The organism is Pantoea sp. BL1, assembly GCF_000963985.1.
GTDB lineage: Bacteria > Pseudomonadota > Gammaproteobacteria > Enterobacterales > Enterobacteriaceae > Pantoea > Pantoea rwandensis_B.
Genome location: NZ_JZRH01000022.1, coordinates 60819 through 80218, shown reverse-complemented (window position 1 = coordinate 80218; position 19400 = coordinate 60819). Strand labels below are relative to the sequence as shown.

Annotated in this window: 19 protein-coding genes; 16 read left to right on the top strand and 3 right to left on the bottom strand. The window is 53.9% G+C overall.

Translation table 11 applies throughout. The annotated features are described in order from the left end of the window. Nucleotides 1–118: 118 nt before the first annotated feature. Nucleotides 119–1762 (top strand): flagellar hook-associated protein FlgK, encoded by a 1644-nt coding sequence (flgK, locus tag VH86_RS12705; RefSeq protein WP_038647608.1) that lies wholly within the window; start codon nt 119–121, stop codon nt 1760–1762. Between the two features lie 18 nt (nt 1763–1780). Next, nucleotides 1781–2746, top strand: coding sequence for a flagellar hook-associated protein FlgL (flgL, locus tag VH86_RS12700; protein ID WP_045833067.1), 966 nt, complete (start codon nt 1781–1783; stop codon nt 2744–2746). Between the two features lie 370 nt (nt 2747–3116). Here the strand turns inward: flgL and rne are convergent, their stop codons facing one another. Both rne and VH86_RS25745 read right to left on the bottom strand, forming a co-directional pair. Then, a complete protein-coding gene (gene rne / locus VH86_RS12695) occupies nt 3117–6614 on the bottom strand; it encodes a ribonuclease E (RefSeq protein ID WP_045833066.1) in 3498 nt (1165 codons plus the stop codon). 64 nt (nt 6615–6678) lie between these two features. Next, the gene (locus VH86_RS25745) at nt 6679–6885 is read right to left on the bottom strand and encodes a hypothetical protein (RefSeq protein ID WP_141399045.1); all 207 of its coding nucleotides are present in this window, start codon (nt 6883–6885) and stop codon (nt 6679–6681) included. Between the two features lie 302 nt (nt 6886–7187). On the opposite strand from VH86_RS25745, the gene rluC reads away from it, so the two are divergent. Further along, nucleotides 7188–8144, top strand: coding sequence for a 23S rRNA pseudouridine(955/2504/2580) synthase RluC (gene rluC, locus VH86_RS12690; RefSeq protein WP_045813862.1), 957 nt, complete (start codon nt 7188–7190; stop codon nt 8142–8144). Between the two features lie 11 nt (nt 8145–8155). On the opposite strand, the gene VH86_RS12685 is transcribed toward rluC, so the two are convergent. After that, nucleotides 8156–8737, bottom strand: a complete 582-nt coding sequence (locus VH86_RS12685; RefSeq protein ID WP_197080213.1) for a nucleoside triphosphate pyrophosphatase — start codon at nt 8735–8737, stop codon at nt 8156–8158. 143 nt (nt 8738–8880) lie between these two features. Between VH86_RS12685 and yceD the strand changes: the two genes are divergently transcribed. The 13 genes from yceD to VH86_RS12620 all read left to right on the top strand — a co-directional run bounded on the left by yceD (nt 8881) and on the right by VH86_RS12620 (nt 19392). Next, nucleotides 8881–9402 (top strand): 23S rRNA accumulation protein YceD, encoded by a 522-nt coding sequence (yceD, locus tag VH86_RS12680; RefSeq protein WP_045833064.1) that lies wholly within the window; start codon nt 8881–8883, stop codon nt 9400–9402. A gap of 14 nt (nt 9403–9416) precedes the next feature. Then, nucleotides 9417–9587 (top strand): 50S ribosomal protein L32, encoded by a 171-nt coding sequence (gene rpmF, locus VH86_RS12675; RefSeq protein ID WP_007885783.1) that lies wholly within the window; start codon nt 9417–9419, stop codon nt 9585–9587. A 27-nt stretch (nt 9588–9614) separates the two neighbouring features. Beyond that, a complete protein-coding gene (plsX, locus tag VH86_RS12670) occupies nt 9615–10655 on the top strand; it encodes a phosphate acyltransferase PlsX (protein WP_045813864.1) in 1041 nt (346 codons plus the stop codon). Further along, nucleotides 10656–11609 (top strand): beta-ketoacyl-ACP synthase III, encoded by a 954-nt coding sequence (locus tag VH86_RS12665; RefSeq protein ID WP_034830694.1) that lies wholly within the window; start codon nt 10656–10658, stop codon nt 11607–11609. It begins immediately after the preceding gene. A gap of 16 nt (nt 11610–11625) precedes the next feature. After that, a complete protein-coding gene (gene fabD, locus VH86_RS12660; RefSeq protein ID WP_045833063.1) occupies nt 11626–12558 on the top strand; it encodes an ACP S-malonyltransferase in 933 nt (310 codons plus the stop codon). Nucleotides 12559–12568: 10 nt separating this feature from the next. Continuing rightward, the gene (fabG, locus tag VH86_RS12655) at nt 12569–13303 is read left to right on the top strand and encodes a 3-oxoacyl-ACP reductase FabG (RefSeq protein WP_034830697.1); all 735 of its coding nucleotides are present in this window, start codon (nt 12569–12571) and stop codon (nt 13301–13303) included. 153 nt (nt 13304–13456) lie between these two features. Then, nucleotides 13457–13693 (top strand): acyl carrier protein, encoded by a 237-nt coding sequence (gene acpP, locus VH86_RS12650; protein ID WP_007885774.1) that lies wholly within the window; start codon nt 13457–13459, stop codon nt 13691–13693. A gap of 86 nt (nt 13694–13779) precedes the next feature. Beyond that, nucleotides 13780–15021, top strand: a complete 1242-nt coding sequence (gene fabF, locus VH86_RS12645; RefSeq protein WP_034830699.1) for a beta-ketoacyl-ACP synthase II — start codon at nt 13780–13782, stop codon at nt 15019–15021. Between the two features lie 122 nt (nt 15022–15143). After that, the gene (gene pabC, locus VH86_RS12640) at nt 15144–15956 is read left to right on the top strand and encodes an aminodeoxychorismate lyase (protein WP_045833062.1); all 813 of its coding nucleotides are present in this window, start codon (nt 15144–15146) and stop codon (nt 15954–15956) included. Then, a complete protein-coding gene (gene mltG, locus VH86_RS12635; protein WP_045833061.1) occupies nt 15953–16972 on the top strand; it encodes an endolytic transglycosylase MltG in 1020 nt (339 codons plus the stop codon). The genes pabC and mltG overlap by 4 nt, the downstream gene beginning before the upstream one ends. After that, on the top strand, nt 16962–17597 hold the full coding sequence (gene tmk, locus VH86_RS12630; RefSeq protein ID WP_045833060.1) for a dTMP kinase: 636 nt from the start codon (nt 16962–16964) through the stop codon (nt 17595–17597). The genes mltG and tmk overlap by 11 nt, the downstream gene beginning before the upstream one ends. Further along, nucleotides 17594–18583 (top strand): DNA polymerase III subunit delta', encoded by a 990-nt coding sequence (gene holB / locus VH86_RS12625; protein WP_045833059.1) that lies wholly within the window; start codon nt 17594–17596, stop codon nt 18581–18583. Before tmk ends, holB begins: the two co-directional genes overlap by 4 nt. A gap of 17 nt (nt 18584–18600) precedes the next feature. Beyond that, complete coding sequence (locus VH86_RS12620; RefSeq protein WP_034830707.1) at nt 18601–19392, top strand: metal-dependent hydrolase; 792 nt, start codon at nt 18601–18603, stop codon at nt 19390–19392. Nucleotides 19393–19400 lie beyond the last annotated feature (8 nt).

Below are 19400 nucleotides of genomic sequence, written 5' to 3'. Positions count from 1 at the left end.
TTTTTTACCTCAAGTTTCACTTAAGCACGCCGATAACCATCATAAGCTGCGGGCGTTTTAGCCCGCCCAATCGCACTGATGACTGCCAGCCCGGTTAACGGGAAATAAAGGAACCGAGATGTCCAGCATAATTAACTCAGCGATGAGTGGGCTGAGCGCCGCACAGGCCGCATTAAGCACCACCAGTAACAACATCAGCAACTACACGGTAGCGGGTTACTCACGTCAGACGACCATTCTGTCGCAGGCCAATAGCACCCTGCAGGGCAACAGCTACTATGGCAATGGCGTGACGCTGAATGGCGTGCAGCGTGAATATGATGAGTTTGTTACTGCTCAGTTGCGCGGATCCAGTGCCAATTACAGCGCGGTGAATACCCAATACAGTCAGATTTCAAACATTGATGACCTGCTGTCGACATCGACCACCAGCCTTTCAACGTCGATTCAAAGCTTCTTTACCAATGTGCAAAACGTGGTAAGTAATGCAAACGATCCGTCTGCACGTCAATCAATGCTGAGCTATGCCCAGGGGTTGGTCAATCAGTTCCAGACCACGGCGCAGTACTTGAATAATATGCAAACCAGCGTGAATACGGACATTGCGTCCAACGTTGACCAGATTAACACTTACACCAGCCAGATTGCCGACCTCAACACCCAGATCGCAAAACTGACCACCGGCAACGGTGCTGCACCGAACGATCTGCTGGATCAACGCGATCAGTTGGTGAACAACCTCAATAACATCGTTGGGGTAAACGTCTCTCAGCAAGATGGTAGCTATATCGTCTCGATGGGGAGTGTCACTCTGGTTAACGGCAAAAACTCGACTAATTTGGTCGCGATGCCTTCCAGCGCCGATAACTCGCGTATCACTGTCGGTTATGTCGACAAGCAAGCGGGTAATGTCGAAATTCCTGAAAAAACCCTGACGACCGGCTCACTGGGTGGTTTGCTGGCGTTCCGCACGCAGGATTTAGATACCGCACAGAATCAGCTTGGCCAGTTAGCGGCTGCCTTCACCACCAGCTTTAACGCCGTGCAAACTGCAGGTTATGACAGTAACGGCGATCAGGGCACGAAATTCTTCAACATCGGCTCACCGAACGTAGTGAGTAATAGCAAGAATACGTCCACTGCAACGGTGACCGCAGAATGGTCTGATACCAGTGCACTTAAAGCCTCTAACTACTCCATGAGCTATGACAGCGCCAGCAGTACCTGGTCTGTGACTCGCTTGTCTGACAACGTGAAATTTAGCGTTACGCCTGATGCGACAGACGGCACCCTGAGCTTTGATGGTCTGAAACTAACCGTTAGCGGCACGCCTGATAATAAAGATAGTTTCCTGGTAAAACCGGTCCAGAACGTGATTAGCAGTATGTCTGTGGCTATCACGGATGAATCGCAAATCGCGGCTGCATCCAGTGCGACCAGTGGCGAAAGTGACAACACCAACGCCCAAAAAATGCTGGATTTGCAGGATGCGAAGTTGGTTAACGGCAACGCAACGATTGCGCAAGCGTATGCCAGCATCGTCAGCACGGTGGGTAACAAAACCAGCACACTGGAAACGGCCAGTACCACGCAGAAAAACGTGGTCGACCAGCTTACCGACCGTCAGCAGTCGGTCTCAGGGGTGAACCTTGATGAAGAGTACGCCAACCTGACCAAATATCAGCAGTTTTATATGGCGAATGCGCAGGTCTTGCAAACCGCCAGCACTATTTTCAATGCGCTGATGGACATCCGCGGCTAAGCATAGAGGATAAAAACCATGCGTCTTAGTACCAATATGATTTTTGACCAGCAGGTGCGCGGGATTACTGACTCGCAATCTTCCTGGTTAAAAGTGGGCGAACAGCTTTCCAGTGGTCGTCGTGTTAACAACCCATCTGATGATCCGATTGCGGCCTCTCGTGCCGTGGTGCTGTCGCAGTCTCAGGCGAAAAGTACCCAATATGCGACAGCGCGTAGTTTCGCGGATCAAAGCTTGTCGATGGAAGAGAATGCGCTTAAAGGCGCGACCAGTAGCATTCAGGATGCACAAACCCTGATTGTTTATGGCTCTACCGGCACACTTAGCGATGATGACCGTGCCTCTATCGCCACCCAGCTGGAAGGTATTCGCGCCCAATTGCTCAATCAGGCCAACAGCCAGGATGGGAATGGTCGCTATATCTTTGCCGGATACAAAACCGATACGGCGCCATTCACCGATACTGCCGGCATTGGCGTGAGCTATGTGGGCGGCGATCAGGCTATCACGCAGAAAGTCGATGATGGTCGCACAATGGATGTGAGCAGCACGGGATCTTCTGTGTTCATGTCGATTACCAGCAATGCGAAAGCTGAGCCAGATGGAACGGCGAGCGAGACCAATGTCTTTAATATGCTCGACAGTGCCATTGCGGCCCTTAAAGTGCCACAAGACAATGCGGATGATGCGACCAAACAAACGTTCCAGGATGCGATGGATAAAACCAACCGTGGCCTCAGTAATTCACTGAACAACGTTTTGACCGTGCGTTCTGCAGTCGGTACACAGTTGTCAGAGATCGACACGCTGAATGCGCAGGGTGACGATCGCGATACTATTATGACCTCGCAAATGAGTGATTTGGTGGATGTCGATTACACCTCCGCCATTTCCAGTTACACCATGCAACAGACAGCACTGCAAGCGTCTTACAAGACCTTCACTGATATGTCGAAGATGTCACTGTTCCAGCTGAATTCATAAGATCTGACTTGAAAATTTGAGCGTGCTTAAACCGGGCGCGCTTAGTTTCTCCCACTGCCTTTTGGGGCCGTGGGATTTTTTTTGCCTGTCATTTCGTCGCACAGTTCATTGCACCTGCCTCCTGCGGAACAGTGGTCTGTTTGCATACTCTGCCAGATCACCACCTCTTCGCACCTGCCTCATGCGAAGCAGCGGTCTGTTTGTGTCATCTGCCAGTTCACTACCTCTTCGCACCTGTCTCCTGCGGAGCAGCGGTCTGTTTGTGTCATCTGCCAGTTCACCACCTGATGCTGCGAAAAAGCAGGATCAACAGGCAATAAAAAACCCCGAACCAGTCGGGGTTTTGTTAATGCTGATTAGCGACTAAGACTTAAACGCTTTCCGGACGTGTTGCCGGTGCCGTCGCCTGATGCGTGGCGCTATGGCCGCCCGCAGAACCACGGCCTTCGAAGTCAAACGGTGGGCGAACCCAATCGCTGTGACGAACGACTTCTGGCTCCCATGCCGGAGCAGGTGCTTTGGTCATCGGCGCCGTGGCGTGATGCTTCCAGCGGGTTTCAGCGTTGCTCACTGCGGTGTCACGTGCAGCAACAGGCGCATGCGGTTCAGTCACCGGTGCAGCAGGCGCTTCAGCAGCCACGGGTGCAGCCAGTACTTCTTCCACTTGCGCTGTAACAGCAGGCTCAACTTCAGCAGGCGCTTGCTCAGCCGCTGCAACAGCAGGCTCAACTTCAGCAGGCGCTTGCGCTGCTGCTACAACTGCTTCGCTTGCCTGTGGTGCGGCAGTTTCCGCAGCAGGAACCGCTTCAGCCGGTGTCACTTCAGTAGCAGAAACCGTTTCAGTCGATGCAGGCGCCACTTCAGCAGCAGGTGCCATTTCAGACGATGCAGCAACAACATCCGCAGCCGGTGCGACGTCAGCCTGAACATCTTCGACTTCATTAGTGATGGCAGTTTCAGCCGGTGCCGTTGTCACTTCATCGGCCGGTACGGCTTCAGCAGCGGTTTGTTGTGCAATCTGCTCAACAGCGGCAGAAATCACGGCAGGCTCTTCGTTGACAGGCGCAGCGACTGGGGTCAGGTCATCGGTGTTCACCACTGGCACTTCAGTCTGTGCCTGTGGCTCAGACTGATGAACAGCCTCTTGCGCTGCTGGCTGAGCAACCTGTTCTGCTGCTGCCGCAACCGGCAGTGCGTCCGCTTCACCGGTGTGTTGATAGCTGTAATCTGGCATTTCGTTCAGCGCTTCCTGAGAGGAGAACTGATCGTGGGCCTGGGCAACCGGGTAGGTAATCCAGACTTTGCCGGATGCCATCTCTGGAGAAGACGCAGCCGATTCCAGCGGCATGGCTGATTGCGTTGGGTAACGCTCATCACGATAGCGACGACGACGTTGGCCGCTCACGCGCAGATGACGTGGTGAACGACGTGAGCGACGCGGCATGTTGGCGCTATCACGGTTCTCGTTATCATCCTGTTCATCCTGAGCGACTTCAGGTTGCTCATTGAATGCAGCGCGCTGTGCATTTTCTACAACCGCTTCAGTGGCTGCGGGTGCCGGGATAGCTGCCGCCACTTCGCCGGTATCACCCACACGCACGCGCTGGGTCAGTTGACGCTGTTTACGACGTGGCATGACCTGCACACGCTCTTCTTCCTGCGCAACGTTTTCATCAGCGATATCGGTCTGAGCAACGGTTTCAGCGACTTTCTGATCCTGCTGCTGATTACGTTTCTCATCCTGACGACGACGCTGGCGTTCAGCACGCTGCTCACGACGCTGTTGCTGCTGCTCATCACGCTGCTGCAGCTGCTCATCGGTCAGCGCTGGACGTTCACCACGAGGCTCGTTCTGACGCTTGTTACGGCGATTGTCCTGATTGTCACGCGGCTCGCGGGCTTCACGTGGTTCACGCGATTCGCGTGGCTCACGAGCTTCACGCGGTTCACGGCCTTCGCGACCCTGAGCATTTTCACCGTTGCGCGGAGTGCGATCGCGACGATTATTGCTACGACGATTGTTGCGGCGGTCACCACGCTGCTGATTGTTCTCACTTTCAGCGGCTTTCTCTTCTGGTTTAGCTTCAACAGGTGCAGCAGCAGGTGCATCGCCAGCAAACAGTTTTTTCAAACCGCCCAACAGGCGAGCGACAAAGCCAGTGCTGGCAACGGCAGGCGCCGCGGCAGCTGCTGCTGGTTTTGCATCCGCTTTAACCGCAGAACGGCTCTCTTTCTCCACTTCAACCGGCGCAGGTGGCGCATCAGGCATCACAAAGGCGGCCAGGGCTGGCTGCTCAGGACGACGACGTTCGGCATGCTCTTCTTCCGAAGGCAGCGCCATCTCGGCTTCATGCAGTTTCGGCAGGTGGTAAGACAGTGTCTGCGTTTCTTCGCCTTTGCGCACGCGCAGCACAGAGTAATGTGGCGTTTCCATCTGATCGTTTGGCACGATGATGGCACGCACGCCACCCTGGCGTTTCTCGATCGCACTGACTGCATCACGTTTTTCGTTCAGCAGGTAAGAGGCGACGGGCACAGGTACAATCGCATGCACTTCTTTGGTGTTGTCTTTCAGCGCTTCTTCTTCAATCAGACGCAAGATAGACAGCGAGAGCGATTCGTTATCACGGATGGTGCCGGTGCCGCTACAACGTGGGCAGACGTGATGGCTGGATTCACCCAATGATGGGCTAAGACGCTGACGCGACATTTCCAGCAGACCGAAACGTGAAATGTGACTGATTTGAATGCGTGCACGATCCTGACGAACCGCTTCACGCAGACGGTTTTCAACCGCGCGCTGGTGTCGAACCGGTGTCATGTCGATGAAGTCGATGACGATCAGGCCGCCGAGGTCGCGCAGGCGCAACTGACGAGCGATTTCATCAGCCGCTTCGAGGTTAGTATTGAAGGCCGTCTCTTCGATGTCGCCACCGCGTGTTGCACGGGCGGAGTTGATATCGATAGCGGTCAGCGCTTCGGTGCTGTCGATAACAATCGAGCCACCGGAAGGCAAGCGCACTTCACGCTGGAATGCAGATTCAATCTGCGACTCAATTTGGTAGTGGCTGAACAGCGGGATTTCACCGGTGTACAGTTTGATTTTGCTGCTGAAGTCCGGGCGACCGAGCGCAGCAATATGCTGACGCGCCAGCTCCAGTACTTTCGGGTTATCAATGAGAATCTCACCAATATCCTGACGCAGATAGTCGCGGAAGGCACGCACGATGACGTTGCTTTCCTGGTGGATCAGGAACGGGGCAGGGCGGCTATCAGCGGCTTTTTTGATCGCTTCCCAGTGCTTCAGTCGGAAACTCAGGTCCCACTGCAGCGATTCGGCAGATTTGCCAACGCCTGCGGTACGCACGATCAAGCCCATGCCGTCTGGCAGTTCCAGTGCGGACAACGCTTCTTTCAGTTCGGTACGATCGTCACCTTCGATACGGCGGGAAATACCCCCGGCACGCGGGTTATTCGGCATCAGGACTAAATAGCTACCGGCCAGAGAAATGAAGGTGGTTAAGGCCGCACCTTTATTTCCACGCTCCTCTTTATCGATTTGCACGATAACTTCCTGACCTTCACGCAACACCTCTTTGATGTTTGGACGGCCGTGTGCGTTGTAATTAGCAGGGAAGTATTCGCGGGAAATTTCTTTCAGAGGGAGGAAACCGTGGCGTTCAGCACCGTAATCGACAAATGCCGCTTCAAGGCTGGGTTCAACACGGGTGATTTTACCTTTGTAGATATTGGCTTTTTTCTGCTCGTGTCCGGGGCTTTCGATATCCAGATCGTACAGACGTTGGCCGTCAACAAGGGCAACGCGCAACTCTTCCTGCTGAGATGCGTTAATTAACATTCTTTTCATCGTGACTTACTCGTTATTCTCACATGAGTGATGTAGCTGCGGGCATCGTTACCCTGGACGAGAATCAACCGATGGCCCCGTGTCTTAATGCACTGACGTCAACCTCACGGCTGTCGTCGGCTAAAGGGGCGCAAATCTTGTCGGTGGCCTGTTTTTCATAAGGAAAAACAGCGCCTGAAGGTGGAATAGCTATAGAAAATTCAGAAATCCACACATCCCAGTCTGTCGTCCAGGCTGCAACCCGCAGCCCGCTAAGTGCCTGATTTAACATTACGTCTTACGCCATTGCTGCGTGTCCGTTCAATCCGGCAAAATGACTTATTTCGCTCTTTTTTCCTGCCTGAATTTTTCCAGGGCAGAAACCCCTGCATTATTCCATTGCTCACTCACATATAGCAAGGCGACTTTTGCCGAGCTGTGAAGTTTGTGCATCCTTAACCTGTTCATTTGCAGGGCTTAACATCGCATCGGTGAAAAAGTCATCATTATGACCTTTTTCCGGCGCGACAAAGAGAGAGTTAAGCACAGAAAAAGGGGTGGCGCTATCCAGGGACACTATTTAGAATCGCCGCCATGAAAACAGAGAATCCCGGCGTACTTTATGTCGCCATTACGGCTGAAAATGCCGAACAACGTATCGATAACTTTTTGCGCACTCAGCTCAAGGGCGTGCCGAAAAGTATGATTTATCGCATCTTGCGTAAAGGCGAGGTGCGCGTAAATAAAGGGCGCGTGAAACCCGAATACAAACTGCAGGCGGGGGATGAAGTCCGTATTCCTCCGGTGCGCGTGGCCGAGCGTGAAGAGCAAGCAGTATCACCGAAACTCGATAAAGTTGCCGCGCTGGCGAACGCCATTCTGTATGAAGACGATCATCTGCTGGTGCTGAACAAGCCATCGGGTACTGCAGTACATGGTGGTAGCGGTCTTAGCTTTGGTGTGATTGAAGGCCTGCGCGCGCTGCGTCCTGAAGCCCGTTTCCTCGAACTGGTACATCGTCTTGACCGCGACACTTCCGGTATTTTGCTGGTGGCAAAAAAACGTTCTGCGCTGCGTTCGCTGCACGAGCAGTTACGTGAAAAAGGCATGCAGAAAGATTATCTGGCGCTGGTGCGCGGTGACTGGCCTTCACATTTGAAAGTGGTGCAGGCACCGTTGCTGAAAAATATTTTGCAAAGCGGTGAGCGCGTGGTGCGCGTCAGTGCGGAAGGCAAGCCATCCGAAACCCGTTTCAAAGTGGAAGAGCGTTTTGGATTCGCCACCCTGGTGAAAGCCAGTCCGGTGACCGGGCGCACGCACCAGATCCGTGTGCACACGCTGCATGGTGGCCATCCTATCGCCTTTGACGATCGCTATGGCGATCGGGACTTTGATCGCCAACTCGCGTCAACGGGCCTGGCGCGGTTGTTCCTGCATGCTGCAGCGCTGACCTTTACCCATCCGAATACCGGGGAAGTCCTGCGAATGGAAGCGCCGCTGGATAATGCACTGAAACACTGCCTGGCGCAGCTGCGTCAGAAAAAAGCCTGATTTTCCGGGCATCAACCCAGCGCGTTGATGCCCACTTTAATCAGCATCTTATTTAACGCTATCAGCGGTAATCCAATCAGCGTATTGGGATCGCGCCCCTCCAGCCGCTCAAACAAGCAAATTCCCATACCTTCACTTTTAAAGCTGCCCGCACAATTCAACGGCTGCTCTTTTTCCACATAGTGACGAATTTCTTCCTGGCTTAGATGACGAAAATGTACGTTGAACGGTTCACAAATCACCTGCTGTTGTGCCGTTTGTGGCTGAATCAGGGCGAGCCCGGTATAAAACGTAATCACTTTGCCGCTGGCCGCAGCCAGTTGTCGGCAGGCATTCTCTACCGTATGCGGTTTTCCGGTGATGTTGCCATCAAGCACGCAGACCTGATCGGAACCAATAATCCAGCTTTGTGGATGCTGAGCGGCTAGCGCCTGGGCTTTAGCCAGTGCTAAGCGTTGCACTAACTGCGGTGCGGTTTCGTTCGGTTGCGGCGTCTCGTCGCAATCGGGCGCAACGACAATAAAAGGCAGGCCAAGCTTGCTCAGCAAGGCCTGACGGAATGGGGAGGTGGAGGCCAGAATTAACGGTGTCATGATTTTTTTTCAGAATAGATAGCGTAAAGATGACAGGCATTTTAAACTATGCGCCGCACTGGATGCGACTAACGGGTGAAAGATGCTGTAAACCGGCCTTTTTCTTTGACTCTATGACGTTACAAAGTTAATATGCGCGCCCTATGCAAAAGGTAAAATTACCCCTGACGATCGATGTGGCCCGCGCCGCGCAAAAGCGCCTTGATTACCAAGGTGTGTATGCACCTGAATTGGTGGCGCGCCTGGCCGAAACGGTCGTGAGTGTGGACAGTGATGTGGAATGCACCATGTCGTTTGCGATTGACAACCAGCGCTTAGCGGTTCTGCAAGGAACAGCTGATGTGCAGGTGACATTGTCGTGTCAACGCTGCAACCAGTCATTCCCGCATGCTGTTCACGTAAGCTATTGCTTCAGTCCTGTCTCTTCTGATGAGCAGGCCGAGGCACTGCCGGAAGCTTACGAGCCAGTTGATATCAATGATTTCGGCGAAATCGACTTGCTGGCAGTTATCGAAGATGAACTCATCCTCGCGCTGCCTGTAGTTCCGGTGCATGATTCTGAACACTGTGAAGTGTCCGACGCGGACATGGTATTTGGCAAGTTGCCTGAAGAGGCAGAAAAACCAAATCCCTTTGCCGTATTAGCCAGTTTAAAGCGTAAGTAATAGGAGTAAGGTCCATGGCCGTACAACAGAATAAACCAACCCGTTCTAAGCGTGGTATGCGTCGTTCGCACGATGCGCTGACCACCGCAGCTCTGTCAGTAGATAAAGTTTCTGGTGAAACTCATCTGCGTCACCATATCACTGCGGATGGTTACTACCGCGGTCGCAAGGTTATCACCAAGTAATTCTTTGCGGTTACGCAAGGCGATACCTTGACACGTTTGACCCTGGCAGTTGATGCCATGGGCGGGGATTTCGGTCCCTGCGTGACAGTGCCTGCATCCTTGCAGGCACTGGCCTCTCATACGAATCTGGTTCTTCTTCTGGTCGGTGATCCCGACATCATCTCGTCATTTCTTGCCAAAGCGGATTCCTCGTTACTGGGGCGTGTGCAGGTTATCCCTGCCGAATCGGTTATTGCAAGTGATGCCAAGCCTTCACAAGCCATTCGGAACAGCCGCGGCAGCTCGATGCGTGTGGCACTCGAACTGGTGAAAGAGGGTAACGCGCAAGCCTGTATCAGTGCAGGCAACACCGGCGCGTTAATGGGGCTGGCAAAAATGTTGTTGAAGCCGCTGGATGGCATTGAGCGTCCGGCGTTGATGACCGTTCTGCCGCATCAGCAGCAGGGTAAAACGGTGGTACTGGATCTCGGCGCAAATGTGGAATCGGATAGCGATATGTTGGTGCAGTTTGCCATCATGGGCGCTGTCATGGCTGAGGAAGTGCTGGAAATCGACAGACCGCGTGTCGCGCTGCTCAACATTGGGCAGGAAGAGACCAAGGGGCTGGAAACGATTCGCACAGCATCTGCGGTTCTTCGGGAGACGCCGCAAATCAACTATATTGGTTATCTTGAGGGGAATGATCTCCTCACCGGCAAGACGGATGTGCTGGTCTGTGATGGCTTCGTGGGAAACGTCACGCTTAAAACCATGGAAGGCGTGGTAAGAATGTTTCTTTCTCTGCTCAAGTCGTCAGAGGATGGGAAAAAACGGGCATGGTGGCTGAAATGGGTAGGGCGCTGGCTGCAAAAGCGTCTGGCTAAACGTTTCGGCCATCTCAACCCCGACCAGTACAATGGCGCTTGTCTGTTAGGATTGCGCGGAACAGTGATCAAAAGCCACGGTGCGGCGAATCAACGTGCGTTTGCCGTGGCGATAGAGCAGGCAGAGCAGGCGGTGCGCAGGCAAGTCCCAGAGAGGATTGCGGCGCGCCTTGACGCTGTATTAGCCAGGAGTGACAAAGCGTAGATGTTTACCAAAATTATCGGTACGGGCAGCTATTTGCCTGAGCAGGTTCGCTCCAATGCGGATCTGGAAAAAATGGTGGAGACTTCGGACGAGTGGATTGTCACGCGTACCGGTATCCGTGAGCGCCGCATTGCTGCGCCAGATGAAACGGTTGCCACTATGGGCTTTGCGGCTGCACAGCGCGCGCTAGAGATGGCGGGCGTTGCGGCCAGCGATGTCGGCCTGATTATTGTGGCGACCACCTCTTCCAGCCATGCCTTCCCAAGTTCAGCGTGCATGATCCAGCAGATGCTGGAAATTAATGACTGCGCTTCTTTCGATCTGGCTGCTGCCTGTGCAGGTTTCACTTATGCACTAAGTGTTGCCGATCAATACATCAAAAACGGTGTGGTCAAACACGCGCTGGTGATCGGTGCGGACGTCTTAGCCCGCACCCTCGATCCTAACGATCGTGGCACCATCATCCTGTTTGGTGACGGCGCTGGCGCTGTGGTGCTGGGTCAAAGTGAAGAGCCGGGTATCCTGTCAACGCATCTGCATGCTGATGGTCGTTATGGCAAGCTGTTGACGCTGCCGTATCAGGATCGTGAACATCAGGATGAACCAGCCTATCTCACGATGGCCGGTAATGAAGTCTTTAAAGTCGCTGTGACCGAGCTTGCCCATATCGTGGACGAGACGCTGCAAGCCAACAACCTTGATCGCGAAATGCTCGATTGGCTGGTGCCACATCAGGCCAACCTGCGCATTATCAGCGCAACAGCCAGAAAGCTCGGCATGGGCATGGAAAAAGTGGTGGTGACGCTGGATCGTCATGGCAACACTTCAGCGGCTTCGGTGCCAAGTGCACTGGATGAAGCGGTGCGAGATGGCCGTATCAAGCCTGGCCAACTGATTTTGCTGGAAGCCTTTGGTGGTGGTTTCACCTGGGGTTCTGCGCTGGTTCGCTTTTGATTGACAGGAACGACAGATGACACAATTTGCTTTTGTTTTCCCAGGACAGGGCTCACAGACCGTCGGCATGTTGGCCGATCTGGCTGTGGAAAACCCGCAGGTTGAAGCCACTTTCCGTGAAGCTTCTGACGCACTGGGATATGACTTATGGCAGTTGGTACAACAAGGTCCAGCTGAAGAACTGAATAAGACCTGGCAGACGCAACCTGCGTTGCTGGCGGCTTCCGTCGCGATTTATCGCGTCTGGCAGAGCAAAAATGGCCCGCAGCCTACGCTGATGGCCGGCCATAGCCTGGGTGAATACTCTGCGCTGGTGTGTGCTGGCGTATTGAACTTTGCGGACGCGATCAAGTTAGTCGAATTACGCGGCAAACTGATGCAGGAAGCGGTTCCTGAAGGGACCGGCGCCATGCAGGCAATCATCGGACTCGACGATGAGTCTATCCGTAAAGCGTGCGAAGAAAGCGCGCAAGGTCAGGTGGTTTCACCGGTGAACTTCAACTCGCCAGGCCAGGTGGTCATCGCGGGTAACAAAGAAGCGGTTGAGCGTGCAGGTGCTGCCTGTAAAGCGGCCGGTGCCAAGCGTGCGTTGCCATTACCGGTGAGCGTTCCTTCGCATTGCGCGTTGATGAAGCCTGCAGCAGATAAACTGGCTGTGGCACTGGAAAGCATCACTTTCAATGCACCGACTGTGCCTGTCGTTAATAACGTAGACGTCAAGTGTGAAACCGATGCCGCGGCGATTCGTAGTGCACTGGTTCGCCAGTTGTATAGCCCGGTGCGCTGGACCGAATCTGTTGAATTTATTGCCACCCAAGGCGTTGGCCAGTTGCTGGAGATCGGTCCAGGTAAAGTCCTGACCGGTCTGACCAAACGTATTGTGGATAGCCTGACCGCTGCAGCCGTGAACGATTCTGCTTCACTGTCTGTTGCGCTTACACAGGAATAAGAGGAAAAACATGAGCTTTGAAGGTAAAGTAGCGCTGGTGACTGGCGCAAGCCGCGGCATTGGCCGTGCAATCGCGGAAACGCTGGTTGCGCGCGGTGCGAAAGTGGTGGGAACCGCCACCAGCGAAAGCGGTGCGGAAGCAATCAGTGCTTACCTCGGCGATAACGGCAAAGGTCTGCTGTTGAACGTGACCGATGCGGCCTCTATTGAGAGCGTGCTCGAGAAAGTTCGCGCTGAATTTGGCGAAGTGGACATTTTAGTCAATAATGCAGGCATTACGCGTGACAATCTGTTGATGCGCATGAAGGACGATGAGTGGGCGGATATCCTCGATACCAACCTGACATCTGTCTTCCGTCTTTCTAAGGCGGTTATGCGTGCCATGATGAAAAAACGCGTGGGCCGTATCATTACCATCGGTTCTGTAGTTGGAACCATGGGTAACGCGGGTCAAACAAACTATGCGGCAGCAAAAGCTGGTTTGATTGGCTTTAGCAAATCACTGGCGCGAGAAGTCGCGTCACGTGGCATTACCGTAAACGTCGTGGCTCCGGGCTTTATTGAGACGGACATGACGCGTGCACTGAACGAAGATCAGCGCTCGGGCATTTTGGCAGAAGTGCCGGCAGGTCGTTTAGGCGACCCGCAGGAGATTGCCAATGCTGTTGCATTCTTAGCCTCTGACGAAGCCTCTTACATCACGGGTGAGACGCTCCACGTCAATGGCGGCATGTACATGGTCTGATAATCACGAAAACATTTGCATTATGTGCGGTAAACACCGCAGAATAGCGCAAAATCGTGGTTCGACCAGCCGGGATTTTGTTGCATCTTTTTCAACATTTTATACACTACGAAAACCATCGCGAAAGCGAGTTTTGATAGGAAATTAAATAGTATGAGCGATATCGAACAACGCGTTAAGAAAATCGTAGCTGAGCAGCTGGGTGTTAAAGAAGACGAAGTGATTAACACTGCTTCTTTCGTTGAAGACCTGGGTGCAGATTCTCTTGACACCGTTGAGCTGGTAATGGCTCTGGAAGAAGAGTTTGATACTGAAATTCCAGACGAAGAAGCTGAGAAAATCACTACCGTTCAGGCAGCGATCGATTACATCAATAGCCACCAAGGCTAATGAATATCTTCAGGCGGTCACCTCGACCGCCTGAGTTTTATGTTTGCCCCACATAGCGTTATTTTTTCCCTCCCTGGAGGACGTACGTGTCTAAGCGTCGTGTAGTTGTGACTGGTCTTGGCATGTTGTCTCCTGTCGGCAATACCGTAGAGTCTACCTGGAGTGCTCTCCTTGCCGGTCAGAGCGGCATCAGCCTGATCGACCATTTTGATACTAGTGCCTACGCAACACGCTTTGCGGGCTTAGTAAGAGATTTTAATTGCGATGAATTCATCTCGCGCAAAGATCAGCGCAAGATGGATGACTTCATCCAATACGGCATTGTTGCTGGTATTCAGGCTATGGCGGACTCCGGTCTGGTCGTAACTGATGAGAATGCTGGTCGCATCGGCGCAGCTATCGGTTCCGGCATCGGCGGACTGGGTTTGATTGAAGACAACCACAGTTCACTGGTTAACGGCGGTCCGCGCAAAATCAGCCCGTTCTTTGTTCCTTCTACCATTGTTAACATGGTGGCAGGTCATCTGACCATCATGTATGGTCTGAAAGGTCCAAGCATTTCTATTGCAACCGCTTGTACTTCAGGTGTGCACAACATTGGTCATGCTGCGCGTATCATTGCGTACAACGACGCCGATGTCATGCTGGCCGGTGGTGCTGAAAAAGCCAGTACCCCGCTGGGTGTGGGTGGCTTTGGTGCTGCACGTGCGCTCTCAACCAATAACGATAATCCTCAGGCGGCAAGCCGTCCGTGGGATAAAGACCGTGATGGTTTCGTATTGGGTGATGGTGCAGGCATTGTGGTGCTGGAAGAGTACGAGCATGCGAAAAAGCGCGGTGCGAAAATTTATGCTGAAATCATCGGTTTCGGCATGAGCAGCGATGCTTACCACATGACGTCTCCGCCGGAGGATGGTTCAGGTGCTGCAGCAGCGATGGTGAATGCATTGCGTGATGCGCAGCTGAACGCTGAACAGATTGGCTACGTCAACGCGCATGGCACCTCAACGCCAGCGGGTGACAAAGCTGAAGCTCAGGCGGTCAAGTCTGTGTTTGGTGCAGCGGCTCACAGCGTGATGGTGAGTTCTACCAAATCCATGACTGGGCACTTGCTGGGTGCGGCAGGCGCGGTAGAAGCGATTTATTCGATTCTGGCGCTGCGCGACCAGGCGGTACCGCCAACCATCAACCTGGATAACCCAGATGAAGGTTGTGACCTCGACTTCGTGCCGCATACAGCACGTCAGGTGAGCGGACTGGAGTACACGCTGTGTAACTCCTTCGGATTTGGCGGCACCAACGGCTCGCTGATCTTCCGCAAGGTATAAGCCTTACCCAGCCAAACAGAGGCCCGCAATGCGGGCCTTTTTTATATTTTGTCACGCAGTGACGTGGATTCTTACCGCTGTCAGTGGTATTCAGACTGGCAGGGTAGCCAAAGGTGAGCGGTATGTGGATAAACGGCGTAGAGCAGTTCGAACTTTCTGCGCGCGATCGCGCGGTGCAGTTTGGTGATGGCTGTTTTACCACTGCTGCGGTAGTGGCAGGCAAGATACAACTGCTGAACGCCCATTTGCAGCGATTGCAGGAAGGCTGTGAGCGTTTATTCATTCCCTTACCGGATATGGCGCAGCTGGCCGAGGAGATGCAGCATGCCGCCAATGGTCAAACCCAGTCGGTTTTAAAAGTGATTCTGACGCCAGGTGTCGGTGGACGGGGATATAGCCGAACCGGTTGCACAACCCCGACGCGCATCCTCTCCCTTTCGCCGTGGCCGCAACACTACACCACTTTGCAGCAGCAGGGTGCAGCGCTGAAAACCAGCCCCGTGAGACTGGCGCGTAATCCACTGCTCGCCGGCCTCAAACATCTTAACCGACTGGAACAGGTGCTGATCCGTCAGCAGCTCGACCACACCGATGCTGATGAGGCGCTGGTGCTTGACACTGCGGGGACGGTGGTGGAATGCTGTGCGGCCAATTTATTCTGGCGCAAAGGCGATCAGGTTTTCACGCCGCGTCTTGAGCAAGCGGGTGTCGATGGCATTATGCGCCGTTATCTGATGGCGAAGATGGCGTCGGAAGGCCAGGCTTGTCAGTTGATTGAAGGAAGCAGGGACGATGTGCTGAACGCCGATGAAGTGGTGATCTGCAATGCCCTGATGCCGGTTTTACCTGTGCGGAAAATTGACGATGTTTCGTTCACCGCACGCACGCTGTACCAGCAGCTGTATAACAGTTGCCAGAAGATGGAAGCATCATGACCCGAATGAAAAAAATACTCGCCAGCGCTGTGGCGATTGCCGGCCTCGCGGCGGCATTGAGTTATTGGCAGATTGAACGTTTAGCCGATACCCCTTTGACTATTAATCAGGAAACGATCTACACATTGCCCGCAGGTAGTGGTCGGGTCGTGCTGGAAGCGCAACTGGAAAGCCAGCACATCATTCCGGAAAGTATCTGGTTTGGGCCGCTATTGAAACTTGAGCCTGAGCTCGCCAAATTCAAAGCCGGAACCTACCGACTGGAAAGCAATATGACGGTAAGGCAGCTGCTGCAGTTGCTGGCCAGCGGTAAAGAAGCGCAATTTCCGGTGCGGTTTGTCGAGGGTTCTCGCCTGAAGGAGTGGTTGGCCGAACTACGTCAAGCGCCCTATATCAAACATACGCTAACTGACGATCAGTTTGCGACCGTCGCCGCTGCGCTGAAAATGGATGCAAATCAGCTTGAGGGCGCTTTCTACCCCGACACCTATTTGTATACGGCTAACACCAGTGATGTGTCGCTGCTGGAGCGTGCGCACACGCGCATGAATAAACTGGTGGATGAGATCTGGCAGGGGCGGATGGACAATCTGCCCTATAAAAAAGAGCAAGATCTGGTCACCATGGCCTCGATTATCGAAAAAGAGACCGGCGTGACGGAAGAGCGCGCGCGCGTTGCCTCGGTCTTTATTAATCGCTTGCGCACCGGCATGAAGCTGCAAACCGATCCTACCGTGATTTACGGTATGGGTGATAACTATACCGGTACGATTACGCGTAAAGACCTCGAAACGCCGACCGATTACAATACCTACACGATTAGCGGATTGCCGCCAGGTCCTATCGCGATGCCAGGTCGAGCCTCGCTGGAAGCGGCGGCGCATCCAGAAAAAACCAACTATCTCTATTTTGTCGCGGATGGCAAAGGCGGACATACCTTTACCACCAATCTCGCCAGCCATAATAAAGCGGTGCAGGTCTATCGGCTGGCCATGAAGGAAAAAAATGAAAAGTAAGTTTATCGTCATTGAAGGCCTTGAAGGTGCGGGCAAAACCACTGCGCGTGATGCTATCGTGGCGGTGCTGCATGAGCAGGGTATCGACGATGTGGTGTTCACCCGTGAGCCCGGCGGCACGCCGCTGGCAGAACAATTGCGCGTGCTGGTGAAGCAGGGAATTGATGGCGAACAGGTGACTGACAAAGCCGAATTGCTGATGCTGTATGCTGCCCGTGTTCAACTAGTCGAGAACGTGATTAAGCCTGCATTAGCGCGTGGCGCCTGGGTGGTTGGCGACCGTCACGATCTCTCATCCCAGGCTTACCAGGGCGGTGGCCGTGGCCTGGATACGCAGTTGATGACCACCCTGCGCGATGCGGTATTGGGCGACTTCCGTCCGGACTTGACCCTATACCTGGATGTGACACCGGAAATTGGCCTGCAACGCGCGCGTGCTAGAGGGGAACTCGATCGTATTGAGCAGGAATCACTGCGTTTCTTTGAACGCACGCGTGCCCGTTATCTGGCGTTGGCTGCCTGCGATGACACCATTTTAACCATTGATGCGACACAAAATATTGAAGAAGTGACATCGTCACTTAAATCAGCGCTACAAAAATGGCTGGCAGGTCTGGCGGCATGAACTGGTATCCGTGGCTGAATCAGCCCTATCGGCAGATTATCAGCCGTCATCAAAGCGGTCAGGCACACCATGCCTTGCTGATACAGGCCATTAATGGCATGGGTGACGATGCGTTAGTGTGGGGTGTTAGCCGCTGGTTAATGTGCCAACATCCAGAAGGCTTGAAGAGCTGCGGCCATTGCCACGGCTGCCAGCTGATGCAGGCGCAGACGCATCCTGATTGGTATCGCCTGGAAGCAGAAAAAGGCAAATCCTCACTGGGTATTGATGCGGTACGTGACGTCACCGAGAAGCTTTACCATTTTGCTCAGCAGGGCGGAGCAAAGATTGTCTGGTTGCCGGATGCGGCGCAGCTCACTGAAGCCGCAGCGAATGCGTTGTTGAAAACCCTGGAAGAGCCTCCTGCCAACTGCTGGTTTTTCCTCAGCGTCCGTGAGCCATCGCGTTTGCTGGCAACATTGCGTAGCCGTTGCATGACATGGCATCTTTCCCCACCAGAAGAGCTGCCCAGTTTGCAATGGCTGCATAAGCAGTTGCCGCAATCCGAGCCAGTACTGCGAGCCGCTCTGCGCTTGAGCAATGGCGCACCTGCTGCGGCGTTGACCCTGCTGCAGCCTGAGCGCTGGCAGGCACGTGAGAAGCTGTGTGAAACCTTGCTTAGCGCGTTGAACAGCGATGTACTGCAACTGCTGCCTGCGCTGAACAGCGACGATGTGGCAGAGCGCCTCAGCTGGCTGATTTCATTACTGGTGGATGCCATGAAAGTGCAGCAGGGTGCCAGCAACTGGTTGAGCAACGGCGACCATCCTGAGGTCGTATCGCAACTGGCTCAGCAGCTTAGCAGCAGCGCGCTCAACGCCAGCGCCCAGCAGTGGATGCAGTGTCGTGAGCAACTGTTGCATGTCGCCGCCCTGAACCGTGAACTGATTTTGACCGATCGCCTGTTAGCCTGGGGACGCCTAATGTCGCCCTCGGCGGTCGGCTAAGCGCAAAAGAGAGAAGTATGTTTATTGTTGATTCGCACTGCCATCTTGATGGCCTGGATTATGAGAAGCAGCACCGCGATCTGGACGATGTGATCGCCAAAGCCGCAGCGCGTGACGTGAAGTTTATGCTGGCGATTGCCACCACGCTGCCGGATTACTACAAGATCAAGCAACTGGTCGGCGACAGGGAAAACATCGCCCTGGCGTGCGGCGTGCATCCGCTGAATCAGGAAGCGCCGTACGATGTCGAAGAGTTTCGTCGACTGGCCGCTGAAGAGCAGGTGATTGCGCTGGGCGAGACCGGGCTGGATTACTTCTATCAGCAGGAGACCAAAGCGCAGCAGCAAGCCTCGTTCCGTGAACACATCCGTACCGGCATCGCGCTGAATAAGCCGATCATTGTACACACCCGTGATGCACGTGAAGACACACTGGCGATCCTGCGTGAAGAGCAGGTGGAAAAGTGTGGTGGCGTACTGCACTGCTTTACTGAAGATAAAGAGACTGCGGCGCAGTTGCTGGATATGGGCTTCTATATCTCCTTCTCCGGCATTTTGACCTTCCGCAATGCTGAACAGATTCGTGATGCCGCGCGCTACGTGCCGCTGGATCGCATGCTGGTAGAGACCGACTCGCCGTATCTGGCGCCGGTTCCGCATCGTGGCAAAGAAAACCAGCCTGCCTTTACGCGCGATGTCGCGGATTATATGGCTGTGCTGAAAGGTGTTGATATCGAAACCCTGGCCGCGGCCACCACAGAAAACTTCTCGCGTCTGTTCCATGTCCCAATGAGCCGACTCGGCGGCTAATCCGCTTT